Origin of the sequence: Streptomyces sp. AN091965 (genome assembly GCF_022698285.1) — a bacterium.
Classification (GTDB): Bacteria; Actinomycetota; Actinomycetes; order Streptomycetales; family Streptomycetaceae; genus Streptomyces.
This window is the reverse complement of the sequence record NZ_JALDMY010000001.1, coordinates 6,231,696-6,250,469: the sequence shown is the minus strand read 5'-3', so window position 1 is coordinate 6,250,469 and position 18,774 is coordinate 6,231,696. Positions and strand designations below refer to the sequence as shown.

Annotated in this window: 13 protein-coding genes; 7 read left to right on the top strand and 6 right to left on the bottom strand. The window is 71.0% G+C overall.

What is annotated here, in order from left to right; translation table 11 throughout:
- Window positions 1–4 precede the first annotated feature (4 nt).
- From MQV74_RS26645 to MQV74_RS26625, 5 genes are all read right to left on the bottom strand, one after another.
- Complete coding sequence (locus MQV74_RS26645; protein ID WP_242722345.1) at window positions 5–967, bottom strand: ABC transporter permease; 963 nt, start codon at window positions 965–967, stop codon at window positions 5–7.
- Window positions 960–1,886 (bottom strand): ABC transporter permease, encoded by a 927-nt coding sequence (locus MQV74_RS26640; RefSeq protein ID WP_242722342.1) that lies wholly within the window; start codon window positions 1,884–1,886, stop codon window positions 960–962. Before MQV74_RS26640 ends, MQV74_RS26645 begins: the two co-directional genes overlap by 8 nt.
- Window positions 1,887–1,966: 80 nt before the next feature.
- Complete coding sequence (locus MQV74_RS26635) at window positions 1,967–3,598, bottom strand: peptide ABC transporter substrate-binding protein (RefSeq protein ID WP_242722339.1); 1,632 nt, start codon at window positions 3,596–3,598, stop codon at window positions 1,967–1,969.
- Window positions 3,599–4,093: 495 nt separating this feature from the next.
- Window positions 4,094–6,001, bottom strand: coding sequence for a translational GTPase TypA (typA, locus tag MQV74_RS26630; protein WP_242722336.1), 1,908 nt, complete (start codon window positions 5,999–6,001; stop codon window positions 4,094–4,096).
- A 143-nt stretch (window positions 6,002–6,144) separates the two neighbouring features.
- On the bottom strand, window positions 6,145–8,472 hold the full coding sequence (locus MQV74_RS26625; protein WP_242722333.1) for an ABC transporter family substrate-binding protein: 2,328 nt from the start codon (window positions 8,470–8,472) through the stop codon (window positions 6,145–6,147).
- A gap of 870 nt (window positions 8,473–9,342) precedes the next feature.
- On the opposite strand from MQV74_RS26625, the gene MQV74_RS26620 reads away from it, so the two are divergent.
- From MQV74_RS26620 to MQV74_RS26600, 5 genes are all read left to right on the top strand, one after another.
- The gene (locus MQV74_RS26620; RefSeq protein WP_242722330.1) at window positions 9,343–9,669 is read left to right on the top strand and encodes a hypothetical protein; all 327 of its coding nucleotides are present in this window, start codon (window positions 9,343–9,345) and stop codon (window positions 9,667–9,669) included.
- A gap of 77 nt (window positions 9,670–9,746) precedes the next feature.
- Complete coding sequence (locus MQV74_RS26615; RefSeq protein WP_242722327.1) at window positions 9,747–10,580, top strand: hypothetical protein; 834 nt, start codon at window positions 9,747–9,749, stop codon at window positions 10,578–10,580.
- A gap of 34 nt (window positions 10,581–10,614) precedes the next feature.
- On the top strand, window positions 10,615–12,543 hold the full coding sequence (locus MQV74_RS26610; protein ID WP_242722324.1) for a fumarate reductase/succinate dehydrogenase flavoprotein subunit: 1,929 nt from the start codon (window positions 10,615–10,617) through the stop codon (window positions 12,541–12,543).
- Window positions 12,540–13,328, top strand: coding sequence for a succinate dehydrogenase/fumarate reductase iron-sulfur subunit (locus tag MQV74_RS26605; protein ID WP_242722321.1), 789 nt, complete (start codon window positions 12,540–12,542; stop codon window positions 13,326–13,328). Before MQV74_RS26610 ends, MQV74_RS26605 begins: the two co-directional genes overlap by 4 nt.
- A gap of 224 nt (window positions 13,329–13,552) precedes the next feature.
- Window positions 13,553–14,818, top strand: a complete 1,266-nt coding sequence (locus tag MQV74_RS26600) for an alpha/beta hydrolase family protein (RefSeq protein WP_242722318.1) — start codon at window positions 13,553–13,555, stop codon at window positions 14,816–14,818.
- Window positions 14,819–14,829: 11 nt separating this feature from the next.
- Here MQV74_RS26600 and MQV74_RS26595 read toward each other — a convergent pair whose 3' ends face one another.
- A complete protein-coding gene (locus MQV74_RS26595) occupies window positions 14,830–15,507 on the bottom strand; it encodes an SMI1/KNR4 family protein (RefSeq protein ID WP_242722315.1) in 678 nt (225 codons plus the stop codon).
- A 246-nt stretch (window positions 15,508–15,753) separates the two neighbouring features.
- Between MQV74_RS26595 and MQV74_RS26590 the strand changes: the two genes are divergently transcribed.
- Both MQV74_RS26590 and MQV74_RS26585 read left to right on the top strand, forming a co-directional pair.
- Window positions 15,754–17,787 (top strand): TPM domain-containing protein, encoded by a 2,034-nt coding sequence (locus MQV74_RS26590; protein ID WP_242729171.1) that lies wholly within the window; start codon window positions 15,754–15,756, stop codon window positions 17,785–17,787.
- 165 nt (window positions 17,788–17,952) lie between these two features.
- Window positions 17,953–18,666, top strand: coding sequence for a PspA/IM30 family protein (locus MQV74_RS26585; RefSeq protein ID WP_242722312.1), 714 nt, complete (start codon window positions 17,953–17,955; stop codon window positions 18,664–18,666).
- The last annotated feature ends 108 nt before the right edge of the window (window positions 18,667–18,774 follow it).

Sequence of the window (18,774 nt, the reverse complement as noted above, 5' to 3'; positions counted from 1 at the left end):
TCCCTCAGCGCAGCTTGGGGTCGAGGGCGTCGCGTACGGCGTCGCCCAGCATGATGAACGCCAGGACGGTCAGGCTCAGCATGCCGGCCGGGAAGAACAGCATGTACGGGTTGTTGCGGAGCTGCTTGGCGGCGTCGGAGATGTCGCTGCCCCACGAGATCGCGTCGTCCGAGAGGCCCATGCCGAGGAAGGAGAGGGTCGCCTCGGCCGTGATGTAACCGCCCAGGGCGATCGTGGCGACGACGATCACGGGTGCGGCCGCGTTCGGCAGGATGTGCCGGATCAGGATGCGCCAGGTGCTCGCGCCGAGCGCTCTGGCGGCCACCACGTAGTCGGAGTGTTTGGTGGTGATCACCGAACCGCGCATGACACGGGTGATCTGGGTCCAGCCGAGCAGGGCGAGCGCGCCCACCACGGTCCACACCGTCCGGTCGGTCACGGCGTTCATCACGACCATGGTGCCGAGCAGGAACGGAATGCCGAAGAACACGTCGGTGAGCCGGGAGATGATCGCGTCCCAGATGCCGCCGAAGTACCCCGCGAGCATGCCGAGGACGGACCCGACGATCGACACCGCGAGGGTGACGAGAATGCCGACGGTGATGGAGTTGCGGGCACCGAAGAGGACACGCGCGTAGATGGAGCGGCCCTGGGTGTCGTAGCCGAACCACTCCGCCTGGAAGAAGTGCGTGTAGCTCGGCTTCTCCTGGAAGTGGTTGCGCAGATCGCCCTTGTTCGGGTCGGCGCTCGTGAACCAGCCCGGGAAGATCGCGATGGCCACGAGCAACAGGATGAGCACGGCCGATATCACGAAGAACGGGTTGCGGCGCAGATCCCGCCAGGCGTCGGCGGCAAGCGAGCGGGGCTTGCCGGGCGCCGGGCCCGCGGCCTCGGCGACCGTCGCCGGGATGTCGGTCGCGACGTCCGGCGTCCCGTCCGTACTACTGGTCTTGATGGTCTCAGGCATAACGGATCCTCGGGTCCAGGACCGCGTAGAGCAGGTCGACGATCAGGCTCGCGGCCAGGTAGACGAGCACCAGGATGGTCACGGTGCCGACGATGACCTGGCCCTCACGGCGTGCGAGCGCGTCGTACAGGGTGTTCCCGACGCCCGGCACGTTGAAAATGCCTTCGGTGACGACCGCGCCGCCCATCAGGGTGCCGATGTCGGTGCCGAGGAAGGTCACGACCGGGATCAGCGAGTTGCGCAGCAGGTGGCGCGTCATGATCCGGCTCTTGGGCAGGCCCTTGGCGACGGCGGTGCGGATGTAGTCGGCGCGCAGGTTCTCCGCGATGCTCGTACGCGTCAGACGCGCGACGTACGCGAGCGAGAGCGAGCCGAGCACGAGCGCCGGAAGGATCAACTGTGTGATGTCCGTGGCGTCCTGGACCGTTGGCTCGGTCCATTTCAGCTGGAGTCCGAACACCGTCTGCACGATGTAGCCGAGCACGAACACCGGAACCGAGATCACGAGCAGCGTGAAGACCAGGATCAGGTTGTCCACGACACGGCCGCGGCGCACGCCCGCGAGCATGCCGAGGGCGATGCCGAGGACCATCTCGATGCCGAAGGCCAGCAGGGCGAGCCGCACCGTGACGGGGAACGCCTGACTGAGGATGTCGCCGACCGGCCGGCCACCGATGTTGGTGCCCAGGTCACCGACGGCCAGGTTCTTCATGTAGTGCAGATACTGCTGCCAGAGCGGGAGGTCGAGACCGCGCTGGTGGCGAATGGCCTCCATCTGCGCCGGGTCCGGCGGCTTGTCCCCCCACAGCGCCCGTACCGGGTCGCCGGGAAGCACATTGACCATCAAGAAAATGAGAAGAGTGGTCCCAATGAAGACCGGGATCATCTGGAGCAGTCGCCGCGCGACGTAGCGCCCCATGGAAGCCTCCGTCCTGTGCGAAGCCGCCCGTGGTGCCGACCGGGATCACCGGTCGGCACCACGGGCTGAGCCCTCGCGAACTACTTCTTGTACACCTGGACTTCAGTGAAGATCGGGCTCGCTTGCTGGTCGAACTTCACACCAGAGACGTTGGTGGAGTAGCCGGTCTGGAACTTGCCGTACCAGAGCGGGATGGAGGGGAAGCTGTTCTGCAGGCTGCGCTCGGCCTCGTTGTAGAGGTCCGCGGACTTCTCGATGGTCGGGGCCTTGTCGGCCTTCGCCGTCAGCTTGTCGAAGTCCTTGTTCGAGTAACCGCTCTGGTTGCCGCCGACGCCGGTGCCGTAGAGGTCGCGCAGGAAGTTGCCGTTGAACGGGTAGTCGAGGACCCAGCCGGAGCGGTACATCGACTTGACCTTCTTGGCGTCACGCGTCTGCGTGTCGGCCTGGAAGTCGGTCTTCGGGTCACCGACGCAGTTCACGCCGGTCGACTGCTTGATGCTGTTGCAGACGGCCGTGACCCAGCCCTTGTGCGGCTGGTCGGCGTTGTACTGGATGGAGACCTTGTTGTCCGGGACGCCGCCGCCGGCCTTGATGAGGTCCTTGGCCTTCTTGGCGTCGAACTTGCAGTACTCGCCACAGGCGCCGGCCTTGTAGCCGATGACGTCCTTGGCGACCCAGCCGGTGGCGGCCTCACGGGTGTTGTTGAGGACCGTCTTGATGATGGTGTCGCGGTCGATCGCCATCGACAGGCCCTGGAGGACCTTGACGTCGATGTTCTTCCACTGCTTGGTGTAGCGGGCGAACGCGATCGTCTGGATCATCGAGAAGTCCTGGTTGATCGCGCGATCACCCAGGTCTTCCTGGTAGTTGGCGAGCTCGCCTTCCGGCACGATGGCCATGGAGTCGACGTTGTTCGACACCAGGTCCTTGTACGCGCCGTCGGAGGAGGCGTAGTTCTTGAAGGTGACGCCACCGTTCTTGGCCTTGTTCGGGCCCTGGTAGCCGTCGTAGCGGGTGACCTTGATGGACTTCTTGTGGTCCCAGCTGGCGAACTTGTACGGACCGTTGCCGACCGGCTTCTCGCCGTAGCCCTTCGGGTCCTTGAAGAAGCCCGAGGGCAGCGGGGAGAAGACCTCGTAGCCCAGCTTGTACGCGTAGTACGGGATGCCCGAGGTCAGCGTGATCGTGAACTCGTTCTCGCCCTTGACCTTCAGACCCGACATCTTGTCGGTCTTCGGCTTGCCCTTCTCGGGGTGGACGTCGGTGTAACCCGCGATGTCCGCGAACCAAGAGCTGTTGGTCTGGTTGTTCGGCGTGTGCGCCGCCCAGTTCCAGGCCTTGACGTACGACTCCGCGGTGACCGCCTCGCCGTTGTGGAACTTCCACCCCGGCTTGAGCTTGACCGTCCAGGTCTTGTTGTCCTTGGACGGCGTCACCGACTCCGCGTTCATGTTGACCAGCTTGCCGGTGCCCGGCGTGTAGTCGACGAGACCGGTGAACAGCGTGTGGATGACGTCGCTTCCGTACGCCTCCTTGGTGTTCGCCGGCTGAAGCGGGTTCTGCGGCTCGCCACTCGCGTAGACGAAGGTGCCGTTCTTGTCGATCGCCCGGTTCTTGTTGTCACTGCCGCTGTCGCCGCCACCACAGGCCGTCGCGGCAAGGGCGATAACAACCGCGCCCCCAACCCACTTGGCGCTCTTGGCACCACGCATGGGGTTCCTCCTCATGAGTCCACTTGTTCGCTACAAGAGGGGGTACGTCAAACAGCGCCGACACCCCTGCCGACGAAGATCGAGTACCCCAGTGTGCTCGTGAGTCGGCGCTCCCCACAGCGCGTGACCCATTGACCCGAGCTATACGCGGTCAACTATTAGCCATGAGGTACGGCCCGACCACACCCTTTTGGTCTCGGTTCAATCACACCTGGCACGTACAACTTCCAAAATCCGGACAAACCGATCCCAGATAGATGGTTGCGAAACGGACGTGTTACCCATCTAACGGTCAAGAGAGTCCGTATAGCGGACAGATCGTGGGGAAAAACCGGTTGCCGCGCGGCTGCTGAGGAGCCCTCGCGGGGACGCTCCGTAGCGGCACGCTATCGCTCCCCGGATACGCCGGAGGCCGGTTCCTCCCCCACCGGTGGGTGGGGGAGGAACCGGCCTCCACGTCAGTCCTGCGGCGCGGCGGGGCCGCGCCGGGAGTGACTAGCCGTGCTTGGCGCGCGACGCCGCGCGGGCGCGCTCACGCTGGTCCAGGTTCACCTTGCGGATGCGGACCGCCTCCGGGGTCACCTCGACGCACTCGTCGTCGCGGCAGAACTCCAGGGACTGCTCCAGGGAGAGCTTGCGCGGGGGCACCACGTTCTCGGTGTTGTCCGCGGAAGCCGCACGCATGTTGGTGAGCTTCTTCTCCTTGGTGATGTTCACGTCCATGTCGTCGGAGCGCGAGTTCTCACCGACGATCATGCCCTCGTACACCTCGGTGCCGGGCTCGGTGAACAGCACACCGCGCTCCTGGAGGTTGATCATCGCGAACGGGGTGACCGCGCCCGCGCGGTCGGCGACCAGCGAGCCGTTGTTACGGGTCTGGAGCTGGCCGAACCACGGCTCGTGGCCCTCGTGGATGGAGTGCGCGATGCCCGTACCACGGGTGTTCGTCAGGAACTCCGTACGGAAGCCGATGAGGCCGCGGGACGGGACGACGAACTCCATGCGCACCCAGCCGGAGCCGTGGTTGGACATGTTGTCCATGCGGCCCTTGCGGACGCCCATGAGCTGCGTGACGGCGCCCATGTGCTCCTCGGGCACGTCGATGGTCATGCGCTCGACCGGCTCGTGCGTCTTGCCGTCGATCTCCTGGGTGACCACCTGGGGCTTGCCGATGGTCAGCTCGAAGCCCTCGCGGCGCATCTGCTCGACCAGGATGGCGAGCGCCAGCTCGCCGCGGCCCTGCACCTCCCAGGCGTCCGGGCGTCCCGTCTCCAGGACACGCAGCGAGACGTTACCGATCAGCTCGCGGTCCAGACGGTCCTTGACCTGGCGGGCGGTGACCTTGCGGTCCTTGACGGCGGACTTGGCGTCCGCGCCCTTGCCGGTGCCGCCGCGGCCGACCAGCGGCGAGGTGTTCGTACCGATCGTCATGGAGATCGCGGGCTCGTCGACCGTGATCAGCGGGAGCGCGATCGGGTTCTCCGGGTCCGCGAGGGTCTCGCCGATCATGATCTCGGGGATGCCCGCGACGGCGCAGATGTCACCGGGGCCGGCCTTCTCGGCGGGCTTGCGGGTGAGGGCCTCGGTCATCATCAGCTCGGTGATGCGCACGTTGGCCATCGAGCCGTCGCGCTTGATCCAGGCGACGGTCTGGCCCTTGCGCAGCTCGCCCTGCTCGACGCGGAGCAGCGCGATGCGGCCGAGGAAGTTGTCGGCGTCCAGGTTGGTGACGTGGGCCTGGAGCGGGGCCGACTCGTCGTACTCGGGGGCCGGGACGTGCTCCAGGAGCGTCGAGAAGAACGGCTCCAGGTTGGTGCTGTCCGCGGGGACGGTGCCGTCCTCCGGCTTGGTCAGCGAGGCCACGCCGTCACGGCCGCAGGCGTAGACGATCGGGAACTCGATCTGGTCCTCGTCGGCGTCCAGGTCGAGGAAGAGGTCGTACGTCTCGTTGACGACCTCGTCGATGCGGGAGTCCGGGCGGTCCGTCTTGTTGATGCAGAGGATCACCGGCAGCCGCTGCTGGAGGGCCTTGCGGAGCACGAAGCGGGTCTGCGGCAGCGGACCCTCGGAGGCGTCGACCAGAAGGACGACCGCGTCCACCATCGACAGACCGCGCTCGACCTCGCCACCGAAGTCGGCGTGGCCGGGGGTGTCGATGATGTTGATCGTGATCGGGTCGCCACCGTCCTTCGGGTGGTACTTGACCGCGGTGTTCTTGGCCAGGATCGTGATGCCCTTCTCACGCTCCAGGTCGTTGCTGTCCATCATGCGGTCGTCGAGGGACTCTGCGGCGTGCGCGGCAAAGGCGCCCGCCTGCTTGAGCATGGCGTCGACGATGGTCGTCTTGCCGTGGTCGACGTGGGCGACGATGGCGACGTTACGAATGTCGTGGCGCGTGGGCATGCGAGGTGCGCTTCTCCCGGGAAGAGTGGAAGGCTGCGCGTACTTTTCTCTTTTGGTACGCGCGCCCTGCCGGGCAGACACACGCCACGGCCTTACCCCATTCTACGCGGCCCCGCCGGAACCGGCCCGGCGGGGCCCCTGCCTCAGCCCCGGGACGGGCTCTCGGCGGGCTTGGCACCGGGCTTCCGGTAGCCCATGTCCTCGTAGAGCGGGGTCGCGAAGCCGAAGGCCCCGGCGTTGGCGAGGTTCGGCCGGGCCGCCACCAGTTGGGGGCGCTGGTAGAGGGGGATGGAGCCCGCCGCCGCCCAGATGCGGGCGTCGGCCTTCTTCACCAGGGAGCGCATCTCGCCCTCGTCGAGCTCGGCGAGGGCCTGGTCGAAGAGCTGGTCGATGTGGTCGGTGCCGACGCGGGTGTAGTTCTGTTCGACGTTGAGGGAGCCGTCCGCGGCGGGCACCGGCTTGGCGAAGATCGGCCGGGCGTCGGTGGCGGGGAAGGCGGACGCGGGCCAGGAGTACAGGGCCAGGTCGTACTGTCCGGACGCGATGTGGTCCTTGAAGTAGCTCTCGTCCGCGACCTTCGCGATCTCCGTACGGACGCCGATGCGCTCCAGCATCCGGGAGATGCGGTCGGCGACGCCGCGCAGCGCCTGCGAGCCGTCGCCGGACGGCAGGACGAAGCGGAGCGTGAGCGGCTTGCCGTCCTTGGCCAGGGGCCCGCCCGCCCCCTTGCCCGCCTTAGGGGCGGCGGTGCCCTTGGGGGCGTAGGCGCCCGGGGCGCCGCCCCTGGCGTGCTTCTCCGTGTGCTTCTCGGCGTGCTTGCGCGCGTGCTTCTTGGCCGGGGCGCCCGGGTCCTTGCGCTGCTCCTTGTCGGCGTCGCGGCGCGCGGTGAGGGCGTCGGCCTGGCGGGCCAGAACGGCCTGCTGGAACGCGGCCGCGGGGGCGGGCGCGAGGACCGAGGTGCCGGAGTCGCCGGGCTTCTGGTCGTCCTCGCCGACGATGTACGTGCCGTCGTCGGCGTCCTCGTCGCGGGCGTCCGCCTCGCTCCCGGCCGCGTTCTCCTTCTTGTCCTCGTCCTTCTTCTTGATCTTCTCCTGGAGAGGGCCGCCGGGCGTCCAGCCCGCGTCGGCGAGCAGCGCCCGCGCCTCGGCGGTGTCCTGGTCGCCGAGCGCCCCGCTGTTGTCCGCGTACGCGTCCTGCCCGGCCAGGGCCAGATGGCTGCCGACCGGGGTCGCGGGCAGGCCGAGCGGCTTCAGAACCGTTTCCGCGAGCTCGGTGCGGTTCAGGGCGCGGGCGACCGCGCGGCGGACCCGGTCGTCGGCCAGGGGGCCCTCGGCGCCGTTGAGGGCGAGCTGGGTGTAGGCGGGTTCGAGGGACTTGCGGACCGTGTAGCCGCGCAGGCCCGCCTGCTCGTCGGCGTACCGCGCGACGGCCTTGTCCGTCCGCTCGCGCGCCTCCTGCTCGACCGCGGCGGCCTCCTCGTCCGTGCCGTGGGCGACCGCCCAGGAGCGCAGGGCGTCGGCGGGGGTGCGCCGGGCGCCGGGGCCGTGCGCGAGCGGGCCCCGGTCGCCCTGGTCGCGGGCGGCCAGGGCGATCCGGCCCGCCTCGTCGGCGTCCACGTCGGCCAGGTCGACCTTGCCCGCGGCCAGCGCGGCGGCGCGGCGCTCGCGCGGCACCTCGCGCAGGACGAGCGCGTCGAGCTTGGCGGGGCTGCCCCACCAGCGCGGGCTGCGCCGGAGCGTGACCTCGTGCGCGCCCCGGTCGACGTCCTTGAGGGCGAAGGGGCCCGCGGTGACCTTCAGCCGGGTGCGCGCGCCGTCGTTGAAGGAGTCGGGGGTGCCCATGACCTCCTTCGGGTACAGCGGCGAGAACAGCGAGCGCCAGTCCGCGTACGGCTGTGCGAAGGTGACGCGCACCTCCAGGTTGTTGGCGCCGCGCTCGATCTTCTCGATGCGGTCGTAGCCCGCGTTGCGGGCCGTCCAGTACGCGCTGTCCTTGCCGGACAGGGCCCGCCACTGGGCGGCGAAGTCGTCCGCGCCGATCTCCCGGCCGTCGCTCCACACCGCCTGCTGGTTCAGCTTGTAGAGCACGACCTGCTTGGGCTCGCGCTCGACGACCTTCGCGGTCTCCAGGAAGTCCGGGTTGCGCTGCACGCGGCCCTGCGCGTCGAGGCGGAACAGGGAGGGCAGGACGGCGCCCGCCACCCGGGACGTGGCGTCGTCCGCGTCCGACTGGAAGGTGTTGAAGGTCTCCGGCAGCGCGTCGACGGCCCACTTCACGGTGCCGCCGTCGGCCACCAGATCCCGGGCGGCAGGCGCGACGTCCTGGGCCGCCGCGGGGGTGCTCGTCTCGTCGTCCGCGCCGCACCCCGCGAGGGCGGGCAGCGCGAGGACTCCCGCGGCGAGGAACACGGCCGATCGGGCCGTGGCCTTCGGGCGGACCGGTCGCTGCGGCCTGGCGCGGTCGTGGGGCATGACGGGTACCTCCGGGGCTGGCCCGGCCGCGATCCGCCCTGCCGGGCGGGGGTGGGAGGGGGCCGGGGCTGATGACGTGGTGCCGTTCGTGGTCCGGGTGGGGGCTCGCAGCGCCGTTCCGCGGTGCCCTGGGGGCGGTGTCCCCCCGGGGGGGGCCTTGGGGGCGGTGCCCCTGGAGACGGTGCCTTCGGGCGATGCCCCCGGAGGCAGTGCCTTCGGGCGGTGCCCCTGGGGCGGTGCCTTCAGGGCGCGGCGCCTTCGGGCGGTGTCCTTGCGGAGCGGTGCCCTTGTGGGGCGGTGTCCTTGGCGGTGGTGCTCGGGGTGCCGTTTCCATGGGTATGCGCGGATGGCGGCGCTACGGGCGAAATATGGAGTTGATCACATGTATCACCCCCACTGAACGCGACGGCTTCCAGCGAAGCCCTCCGACACGACGGCCCTCCCCCCAGAACCCACCCATGCGGCCCAACGCCCCTCTCCCCCGCGCCGGGGCCGGCAGACGGCGGGGCCGGCGGACGGCGGGACCGGCGGACGAGCGGGATCTCGGCCCGTCCGGCGCTTGAGGACGAGCGCGTCAGCGCGATGAGGAGAACGACCGGGAGGACGGGGAAAACAAGCCCGTCCGGCGCTTGAGGACGAGGCCGGAGGCCGGTGCGGGAACGGGCGGAAGGGCCCGGCCCGGCCCCCGCGGAAGGAGAGCCGGAGCGCGGCCCCACCGGGGCCGCCGGGGCGCGCTCCGGCGGACATGAGCCACCCCGCCCCCTTCCCGGGCCCAATCACGACAGATCCCTTCCCAAGCCGGGATGTGAGGCGCGACACTCGCAGGCGCATGAGCGTTTACGACCGCACCCCTTGAAGTGAGGGCAAGTCATGGCTCTGCAAGACGACCTGACGGCCATTCAGCGCTGTGTCGACGACCTCGTCCGCACGGTCGGCCGGATCGAGCGGCAGGCCGAGGCGGACGCGGCGGGCGTCGACTTCCGCCGGGTCCGCATGGACACCGACCACCTGCGCGAGAGCGTCGCGCTGCTGCGCGCGGCCGTGGCCCCCGCATCCCCGACCGGCCATCAGACCCAGGCGCCCCCGCCCCCCGCGCGGCCCGCGATGGTCCCCGTACCGGACACCCCGTACGACAGCTCCCTGTGGACGGACTCCGACGACGAGGGCCTGGGCGCCCGCTACCGCCGCGCGCCCTAGCCCGGCCCCGGCCCGCCCCCGGCCCCCCGGGCCCGCGCCCGTCGTAACCCACCCGTCGACGAAGGAGTGGAGCCTCGTTGGCAACTGGCACCGAACCCCATCTGAACAAGGGCACGGCCCCCGGCGGCGTACGGCACGGCACGCGCGCCGCGATCGCCGCTGCCCATCTGCGGACGGACCGCTGGTGGCTCCAGCCCGCCGCGACCGCCGCCGGACTGTTCGCCTTCGTCGTGTACTCGACGTGGCGGGCGTTCGCGAATTCCGACTACTACGCGGCGCCGTACGTCTCGCCGTTCTACTCGCCGTGCGTCGCGGACAATTGCAAGCCGATGAAGAACGGCCCGAACTGGGAGATCTTCGGCAGCTGGTGGGGCCTGTCCCCCGCCCTGCTCATCCTCATCTTCCCGCTGGGCTTCCGGCTCACCTGCTACTACTACCGCAAGGCCTACTACCGCGGATTCTGGGCGTCCCCGCCCGCCTGCGCGGTCGCCGAGCCGCACGCCAAGTACACCGGTGAGACGCGTTTCCCGCTGATCCTGCAGAACATCCACCGGTACTTCTTCTACGCCGCCGTGCCGGTCGCGGGCATTCTCACGTACGACACCGTGCTCGCCTTCCGCGACGAGCACTACGAGTGGGGCCACATGGGCCTCGGCACGCTCGTGTTCCTGGTGAACATCGTGCTGATCTGGGCGTACACGCTCTCCTGCCACTCGTGCCGGCACGTCGTCGGCGGAAAGCTCAAGCACTTCTCCAAGCATCCGGTGCGCTATCGGCTGTGGCAGTGGGTGGGCTGGCTGAACGGCCGTCACATGCTGCTCGCCTGGGCGTCGTTGATCAGCGTCGCGCTCGCCGACTTCTATGTGTATCTGATCGCCTCCGGCACGTTCGACGATCCGGCACTGTTCTGACGACGAAAACGAAAGACGAAATAGGGGCGTTCTGATGTCTCAAGTGGAGCGGCAGCAGTGGGATGTCGTCGTCGTGGGCGCCGGCGGTGCGGGCCTGAGGGCCGCGATCGAGGCCCGTGAGCAGGGCGCGCGCACGGCGGTGATCTGCAAGTCGCTGTTCGGCAAGGCGCATACGGTGATGGCCGAGGGCGGCATCGCGGCCGCCATGGCGAACGTGAATTCCGGCGACAACTGGCAGGTGCACTTCCGTGACACCCTGCGCGGCGGAAAGTTCCTCAACCAGTGGCGGATGGCCGAACTGCACGCGCGCGAGGCACCCGACCGGGTGTGGGAACTGGAGACCTGGGGCGCGCTCTTCGACCGCACCAAGGACGGCCGGATCTCACAGCGGAACTTCGGCGGCCACGAATACCCCCGGCTCGCCCACGTCGGCGACCGTACGGGTCTCGAACTGATCCGCACCCTCCAGCAGAAGATCGTGGCCCTCCAGCAGGAGGACGAGAAGGAATTCGGCGACTACGAAGCCCGGCTGAAGGTCTTCCAGGAGTGCACGGTCACGCGCGTACTCAAAGAGGGCGACCGGGTCAGCGGTGCCTTCTGCTACGAGCGGGAGAGCGGACGGTTCTTCGTCATCGAGGCGCCCAGCGTCGTGCTCGCCACCGGCGGCATCGGCAAGTCCTTCAAGGTGACGTCGAATTCGTGGGAGTACACGGGCGACGGGCACGCCCTCGCACTGCTCGCGGGCGCCCCGCTGCTGAACATGGAATTCGTCCAGTTCCACCCGACGGGAATGGTGTGGCCGCCGTCGGTGAAAGGCATCCTCGTCACCGAGTCCGTACGCGGCGACGGCGGCGTCCTGCGGAACTCCGAGGGCAAGCGGTTCATGTTCGACTACGTCCCGGACGTCTTCAAGGAGAAGTACGCGGAGTCCGAGGAGGAGGGCGACCGCTGGTACGAGGACCCGGACCACAACCGCCGACCGCCCGAGCTGCTGCCCCGGGACGAGGTGGCGCGGGCCATCAACTCCGAGGTGAAGGCGGGGCGCGGCTCGCCGCACGGCGGGGTGTTCCTGGACGTGTCGACGCGGATGCCCGCCGAGGTGATCCGGCGCCGGCTCCCCTCGATGTACCACCAGTTCAAGGAGCTGGCGGACGTCGACATCACCGCGGAGGCGATGGAGGTCGGCCCGACCTGCCACTACGTGATGGGGGGCATCGCGGTCGACTCCGACACGGCGGCGGCGCGCGGGGTGCCGGGCCTGTTCGCGGCCGGTGAGGTCGCGGGCGGCATGCACGGCTCCAACCGGCTCGGCGGTAACTCCCTGTCCGACCTGCTCGTGTTCGGCCGCCGCGCCGGACTGCACGCGGCGCGGTACGCGGACGAGCTGGCCGCGCGCCCCGTGGTGGACGAGCCGCAGCTGGACACGGCGGCGGCGGAGGCCCTGCGTCCGTTCAGCGCGGAGGGCCCCGCGGACGGGGCGCCCCCGGAGAACCCGTACACGCTCCACCAGGAGCTCCAGCAGACCATGAACGACCTGGTCGGCATCATCCGTCGCGCGGGCGAGATGGAGCAGGCCCTGGAGAAGCTCGCCGACCTCCGGGTGCGGGCGCGGCGGGCCGGGGTCGAGGGGCACCGGCAGTTCAACCCGGGCTGGCACCTGGCGCTCGACCTCAGGAACATGCTGCTCGTCAGCGAGTGCGTGGCACGCGCGGCCCTGGAGCGCACCGAGAGCCGCGGCGGGCACACCCGCGAGGACCACCCCGGGATGAACCGCGAGTGGCGCCGCGTGAACCTGCTCTGCCGCCTCGCCGACCCGACCGGCGGCCTCGCGGCAACCGACCCGGTGCGCGGCCAGATCGACCTCGACCGCGTCACGACCGATCCCATCCGCCCCGACCTGCTCGCTCTCTTCGAGAAGGAGGAGCTGGTCAAGTACCTGGCCGAAGAGGAGCTCTACGAGTGAGCACAGCTGCATCGTCCACGGCGTACGACGCGCGCTTCAGGGTCTGGCGCGGCGACACCGGCGGGGGCGGCCTCGAGGACTTCACGGTCGAGGTCAACGACGGCGAGGTGGTCCTCGACATCATCCACCGCCTCCAGGCCACCCAGGCGCCGGACCTCGCGGTGCGCTGGAACTGCAAGGCGGGCAAGTGCGGTTCCTGCTCGGCGGAGATCAACGGCCGGCCGCGCCTGATGTGCATGACCCGGATGTCGGTCTTCTCGCGCGAGGAGACCATCACCGTCACGCCCCTGCGGGCGTTCCCCGTGGTCCGCGACCTGGTGACCGACGTGGGCTTCAACTACACCAAGGCGCGCGAGGTGCCCGCCTTCGTGCCGCCGCCCGGCGTGGGCCCCGGCGAGTACCGCATGATGCAGGAGGACGTGGACCGCTCCCAGGAGTTCCGCAAGTGCATCGAGTGCTTCCTGTGCCAGGACACCTGCCACGTGGTGCGTGACCACGAGGAGAACAAGGCGGCGTTCGCCGGGCCGCGCTTCCTGATGCGGGTCGCGGAGCTGGACATGCACCCGCTGGACGCCGCGGCGGACACGGGCCTCGACCGCAAGGCGACCGCCCAGGAGGAGCACGGGCTCGGCTACTGCAACATCACCAAGTGCTGTACGGAGGTCTGCCCCGAGGGCATCCGCATCACGGACAACGCGCTGATTCCCCTGAAGGAGCGGGCGGTGGACCGCAAGTACGATCCGCTGGTCTGGCTGGGGAACAAGATCCGGCGGCGAGGGGAGTAGGCGCCGCTCGCACGAGGGCGGACGGGAGTCGGGGGCTGCCGGGTCCTGCCGGGCGCGGGCTGGGTCCTGCCGGGTGCGGGCTGGGTCCTGCCGGGTGCGGGCCGGGGCCAACGTGGGCGGACCAGGGCCGACGTGGGCGGACCAGAGTTGTGGGGGTAATCCCCCAGGCAAGTCTCGTGATCTCCCCCATGGTTCCGGCGTGGGCGCGCGGCCAGCATGGAGGCATGGACATTCGCACGGCGCGGAGCGCGCGCTCGATGAAGGTGCTGGCGGCCGCGGGGCTCGCGGCGGCGGTGACGCTGGGGGCCGGGGCCACCGCCCCGGCCTTCGCACGGGGGACGGAGAGCGCGGTGCGCGCACAGCCCGAGGAGGGGGTGCGCCCCGTGCTGCCCGCCCCGACCGGCCCCCACCCCGTCGGCACGGTGACGTCCCGCCTCGTCGACCACTCCCGGCACGACCCCTGGGTCACCTCGCAGCCGTATCGGGAGCTGATGGTGAGCGTCTGGTACCCGGCGCGGAAGACCGGCGGCAGCCCCGCCCCGGCGCCATATATGGCGCCGGGCGCGGCCGAGCGGTGGGACGCCGCCGCCCCGCACGGCATAGCGAAGGGCGCCGTCGACTGGTCGGGCATGCGCACCCACGCGCGTCAGTCCGCCCCGGTGGACGACCGCGGCGGCCGGCGCCCGGTGCTGCTCTATTCCGCGGGGGCCAACGACCCGCGGACCTGGGGCACCTCCCTGGTCGAGGAGATGGCGAGCCGCGGCTATGTGGTCATCACCGTCGACCACACCTATGAGGCGCCGGGCGTGCAGTTCCCCGACGGTTCGGTCAAGGGCGACAAGCCCCTGCGGGACGCCCTCGCCAAGGTGACGGACGACCAGTCGCTGTCCCGGCTCCTGAAGAAGGTCCTGGACACCCGGGTCGCCGACGACAAGTTCGTCCTCGACCGGCTCGGCGCCCTGCCGCACGGCCTGTCCCGGGTGATCGACCGCGGCCGCGTCGGCATGGTCGGCCAGTCCGCAGGCGGAATCGCCGCCGCCGAGACGATGTACGAGGACAAGCGCGTCAAGGCCGCCGTCAACCTCGACGGCACCATGGAACTCAACGGCGAGCCCAAGGGCACGAACCTCACCCCGGTAGCCCGGCACGGCGTCGACCGCCCGCTGCTCCTCATGGGCCGCGACGGCAGCGACCACACCACCGAGCCCTCATGGGGCGCCTTCTGGTCCCACACCCCGGGCTGGAAGCGGGACTTCACCGTCCGCGGCTCCCAGCACCAGACCTATACGGACCTGGCGTCCGTGCTGCCCCAGACGGAAGCCTCCCGAGCCGTCATCGAGAAGAACATAGGCACCGTCGACCCGAAGCGGGCCGTCACCGCCCAGCGCGCCTATGTGGCGTCGTTCTTCGACCGCTGGCTGCGCGACCAGGACAACCACCTCCTGGACGGCCCGTCGCCCCAGTTCCCGGAGGTGCGCCACGTCCCGTAGCGGCGGGCGAGCTACGTCGTCCCGTAGCGGCGGGGGCGGCCCTCGGCCGCCGTCCGCTCCGCGTGCGCCAGCCACGACAGATACCACTGGGCGAAGGTGACCCGGGGCTTGTCCTGCCGCGTCAGGGGCTGCACGCCCTCGCCGACGGCCCGCACGTCGTCCCACAGGGTGCCGCGCTCCGGGCCCGTCATCGCGAGGAGGGTGTAGTAGCCACAGCCCTGGTGGCCGAGGTGGAGGGTGCCGTCGGTCAGGGAGTCGTGGAGCACGTCATGGCGCGCCTCCCAGGCCGCGTAGTCACGGCTCAGGGCCTCCACGTCGGCGTAGTCGTCGGCACACGGCTGCTCGGCCTCATGCCCGGCCAGTTCGTCGGTGCCCTCCGGGCGGAACGGAAGCGCGCAGGCACCGGAGTCCGGCTCGTCGTCCGGCCCCGGCGCCCTGCGGGTGAAGAGGCCGTAATCCGGGCCCGCGCCACCCGCGCCGACCTGGCGGAGGAAGTCGCGGTACTCCCCCGGGAGGACCACACCCAGGTGCTGCTCGACGGCCCGTACCTCGGGCTCCGAGAGGACGGGCTCAAGACGGAAGCCGTGGCCGTGCTCGCCGAGCCAGTCCGCGCCGAACACCTCACGCCAGTGCGGCGCCTCCCGCACCGCGAGCACCCGCTCCCGCACGCCCGCCCAGACCCCGTCCACCGCCAGGCCCCCCTCAGTTTGATCACTTCCACCGTACGAGAGGCCGTCGGCCCCCGGTCGCGAGGCCTCGGGGACCGCCCTACGCTGCCAGATGTGACGTCGTTCCCGTCGTCCTGGCGGTCCGCGCTGTCTGCGCCCGCTGTGCCGTCCCCGCCGTCCGCGAGGGCGCGCACCGCCGCGCGGGCCACGGCGGCCGTGCTCCTTCTCTGGTGCGAGCTGCCGGGGGCGGTGCCCTCGGCGTATGCGATGCCTGCCGAGGCCGCCGTGGCCGGTGCCCGGGCGGTGCCCGCCGACGACCCCGTGCGCCTGGACCGCGACGGCCAGATCACCGACAGGACGGGCGCGCTCGGAGACCGGCGAGCCGCCGTGGCCGGCGCGCTCGACCGGCTCTACGACGACCGGAAGATCCAGCTCTTCGTGACCTACGTCCGGGACTTCTCCGGACGGTCCGCACGCGACTGGGCGGACACCACGGCCGAACGCAACGGCCTGGGGACGGACGACGTGCTGCTGGCCGTGGCCACCCACGACCGGCAGTACGCGTACTCGGCCGAGCAGGGTTCGCGGTTCAGCGAGGCGCAGCTCAGGGATGTCGCCGCGACCGCCGTCGAGCCCGCCCTGCGGCAGCACGACTGGGCGGGGGCGGCGATCGGCGCGGCCCAGGGGTACGCGGCCGTGCTCGCCGGGCAGCCCGTGCCCCGGCCCGCGATCACCCCCGGTGAGGCGGATCCGGGCGGCGGGGGTGCGGGTGATGACGGGGTGGCGGGTGACTTGGTGCTGCCCGTGGTCGCGGTCGGCGTGGCGGGCACGTTCGCGGCGGTCGCCTACCGGCGGCGCAGGCGGAGGTTCACCACGCGGACGACGCCCGGCGGCCGGGGTGAGGCACAGCGGCTCACCCCCCTGCCCGAGCTGGACGCGCACGCCGGGCGGCTGCTCGTCGAGACCGATGACGCGGTGCGCACCAGCACCGAGGAACTGGGCTTCGCCACCGCGCAGTTCGGCGAGGAGGCGGCACGGCCGTTCGCGGCGGCGGTGGCGTATGCGGGCGAGGAGCTGACGGCGGCGTTCCGGCTGCGGCAGCGGCTCGACGACGCGTATCCGGAGGACGACGCGACGCGGCGGCGGATGCTCGACGAGATCGTGGCGCGCTGCACGGAGGCGGGGCGACGGCTCGACGCGGAAGCTGCGGCGTTCGACGAGCTGCGTTCCCTGGAGCGCACCGCGCCCAGCGCCCTGGAGCACGCCGAGACCGTGCTCCGGCAGGTCAACGCGCGGGCTCTGGAGGCGGAGACGACACTCAAGGAGCTGCGGGCGGCCTATGCGCCGACGGCGAGCGAGGCGGTCGTCGGGAGCGTGGCACAGGCCAAGGACCGGCTCGCGTTCGCCGCGAGCCAGTTGGATCAGGCCCGTGCGGCCGTCGGCAGCGCAGACAACGGCACGGCCGCCGTGCATCTGCGCGCGGCGGAGGGAGCCGTCGACCAGGCGGGCACGTTCGTGGACGGCGTGGCCCGGGTCGCCGGTGAACTGGCCGAGGCCGACCGGCGGTTGCCGGGCGCGCTCAGCGAGGCCCGGGCCGACCTCGCCGACGCACGCGGCCTCCTGGAGGGCGCGGACGCGGGCATGCCGACCGCTGATCTGCGCGGCAGGATCGCGCGGGCCGAGTCCGTCGTGGCGGAGGTGGGGCGCGCGCTGTCGGCGGGGGCGTACGACCCGGTCGACGCGCTGCGCCGCGTCGAGGAGGCCGACGCGGCGCTCGACCACGCCCTGGCCGGGGCGCGGCAGCGCACGAGCGAGGACGACCGGGCCCGGACGCTCCTCGACCAGGCGCTGCTCACCGCGCGCAGCGCCGTCGCCGCCGCCCGGGACCAGGTGACGACGCACCGGGGCGCGGTGGGCCCGGAGGCCCGGACCCGGCTCGCGGAGGCGGAGCGCCACCTGGAGCGGGCCGAAGCCCCCGGCGGCACCGCCCCCGCCGCCGCGCTCGCCGAGGCGCAGCGGGCCGACTCCCTGGCGCGGCAGGCCCTGGCGCTCGCCGAGCGGGACGTCCGCGCCTACGGCAATCCGTACGGCGGGGGCTTCGGCGCGGGCGGCCGGGGCGGCGGCATGGGCGGTGCCGTCATCGGCGGGATCGTCCTCGGGGAGGTCCTCGGCGGGCTGGGGCGCGGGTCCGCAAGGGGCGGGTCCGCAGGGGGCGGGGGCGGAGGCTTCGGGGGCGGTGGGCCCGGGACGTTCGGCGGGAGCGGGACGCGGGGGCGGATGGGGGGCGGTGGCCGGTTCTGAGCGCGGACCGGCGCCCTCCCCCGGCCCTGAGCCAGGGCCCTCAGCCACGGCCCTCAGCCACGGCCCTCAGCCAAGTCCTCGTACCACGACCTCGTACCACGACCTCGTAGCCACACCTAGTGCCCATCGCCCAGTGCCAACGCCTCGTACAAGGAGAGCGACGACATGACCAAGCAGACGATCCTCGGGCGTGTGACCCAGCTGGCGAAGGCCAATGTGCATGCCCTCCTCGACCAGGCCGAGGACCCGCAGAAGATGCTGGACCAGCTGATCCGCGAGTACACGGACAACATCAGGGAGGCCGAGCAGGCCGTCGCGGCCACCATCGGTGACCTGCGGCTCATGGAGCAGGATCACGAGGAGGACCAGAAGGCGGCCGTCGAGTGGGGCGCGAAGGCGCTGGCCGCGAGCCGGAAGGCGGACGCGCTGCGGATGGCGGACGGCGCCGTCGAGGCCGACCGGTTCGACGGCCTGGCGAAGGTCGCCCTGGGGCGGCAGCTGCGCGCGGAGAAGGAGGCCAAGGAGGCCGAGCCGACGATCGCCGCGCAGAGCGACGTGGTCGCGCGGCTCAAGGACGGCCTCGACTCGATGAAGATCAAGCTGACGGAGCTCCAGTCGAAGCGGAACGAGTTGGTGGCCCGGGCCAAGGCCGCGCAGGCGCGGAACCGGATGGCCGACGCCGCCGGGAGCCTGGACGTGCTCGACCCGACGAGCGAGCTGAGCCGGTTCGAGGAGAAGGTGCGCAGGGAGGAGGCGCGGGCGCTCGGCCGCGAGGAGCTGGCCGCGTCGTCGCTCGACGCGCAGTTCGAGCAGCTGGAGAGCCTGAGCGACGAGGCGGAGGTCGAGGCCCGGCTCGCCGCGCTCAAGGCCACCACCTGAGCGCTCCGCTGGATCCGCCGTGCCATGCCGTCGTTCGCCCGCGGGTTCGTCGAGGCTGGTCGCGCAGTTCCCCGCGCCCCTTCGGGGCGCTTCCACCATGCAGCGGAC

Excerpts from the sequence above, each read along its gene's own strand:
- MQV74_RS26645 (WP_242722345.1), bottom strand. The coding sequence starts at position 967 with ATGCCTGAGACCATCAAGACCAGTAGTACGGACGGGACGCCGGACGTC.
- MQV74_RS26640 (WP_242722342.1), bottom strand. The coding sequence starts at position 1,886 with ATGGGGCGCTACGTCGCGCGGCGACTGCTCCAGATGATCCCGGTCTTC.
- MQV74_RS26635 (WP_242722339.1), bottom strand. The coding sequence starts at position 3,598 with ATGCGTGGTGCCAAGAGCGCCAAGTGGGTTGGGGGCGCGGTTGTTATC.
- typA (WP_242722336.1), bottom strand. The coding sequence starts at position 6,001 with ATGCCCACGCGCCACGACATTCGTAACGTCGCCATCGTCGCCCACGTC.
- MQV74_RS26625 (WP_242722333.1), bottom strand. The coding sequence starts at position 8,472 with ATGCCCCACGACCGCGCCAGGCCGCAGCGACCGGTCCGCCCGAAGGCC.
- MQV74_RS26620 (WP_242722330.1), top strand. The coding sequence starts at position 9,343 with ATGGCTCTGCAAGACGACCTGACGGCCATTCAGCGCTGTGTCGACGAC.
- MQV74_RS26610 (WP_242722324.1), top strand. The coding sequence starts at position 10,615 with ATGTCTCAAGTGGAGCGGCAGCAGTGGGATGTCGTCGTCGTGGGCGCC.
- MQV74_RS26600 (WP_242722318.1), top strand. The coding sequence starts at position 13,553 with ATGGACATTCGCACGGCGCGGAGCGCGCGCTCGATGAAGGTGCTGGCG.
- MQV74_RS26590 (WP_242729171.1), top strand. The coding sequence starts at position 15,754 with ATGCCTGCCGAGGCCGCCGTGGCCGGTGCCCGGGCGGTGCCCGCCGAC.
- MQV74_RS26585 (WP_242722312.1), top strand. The coding sequence starts at position 17,953 with ATGACCAAGCAGACGATCCTCGGGCGTGTGACCCAGCTGGCGAAGGCC.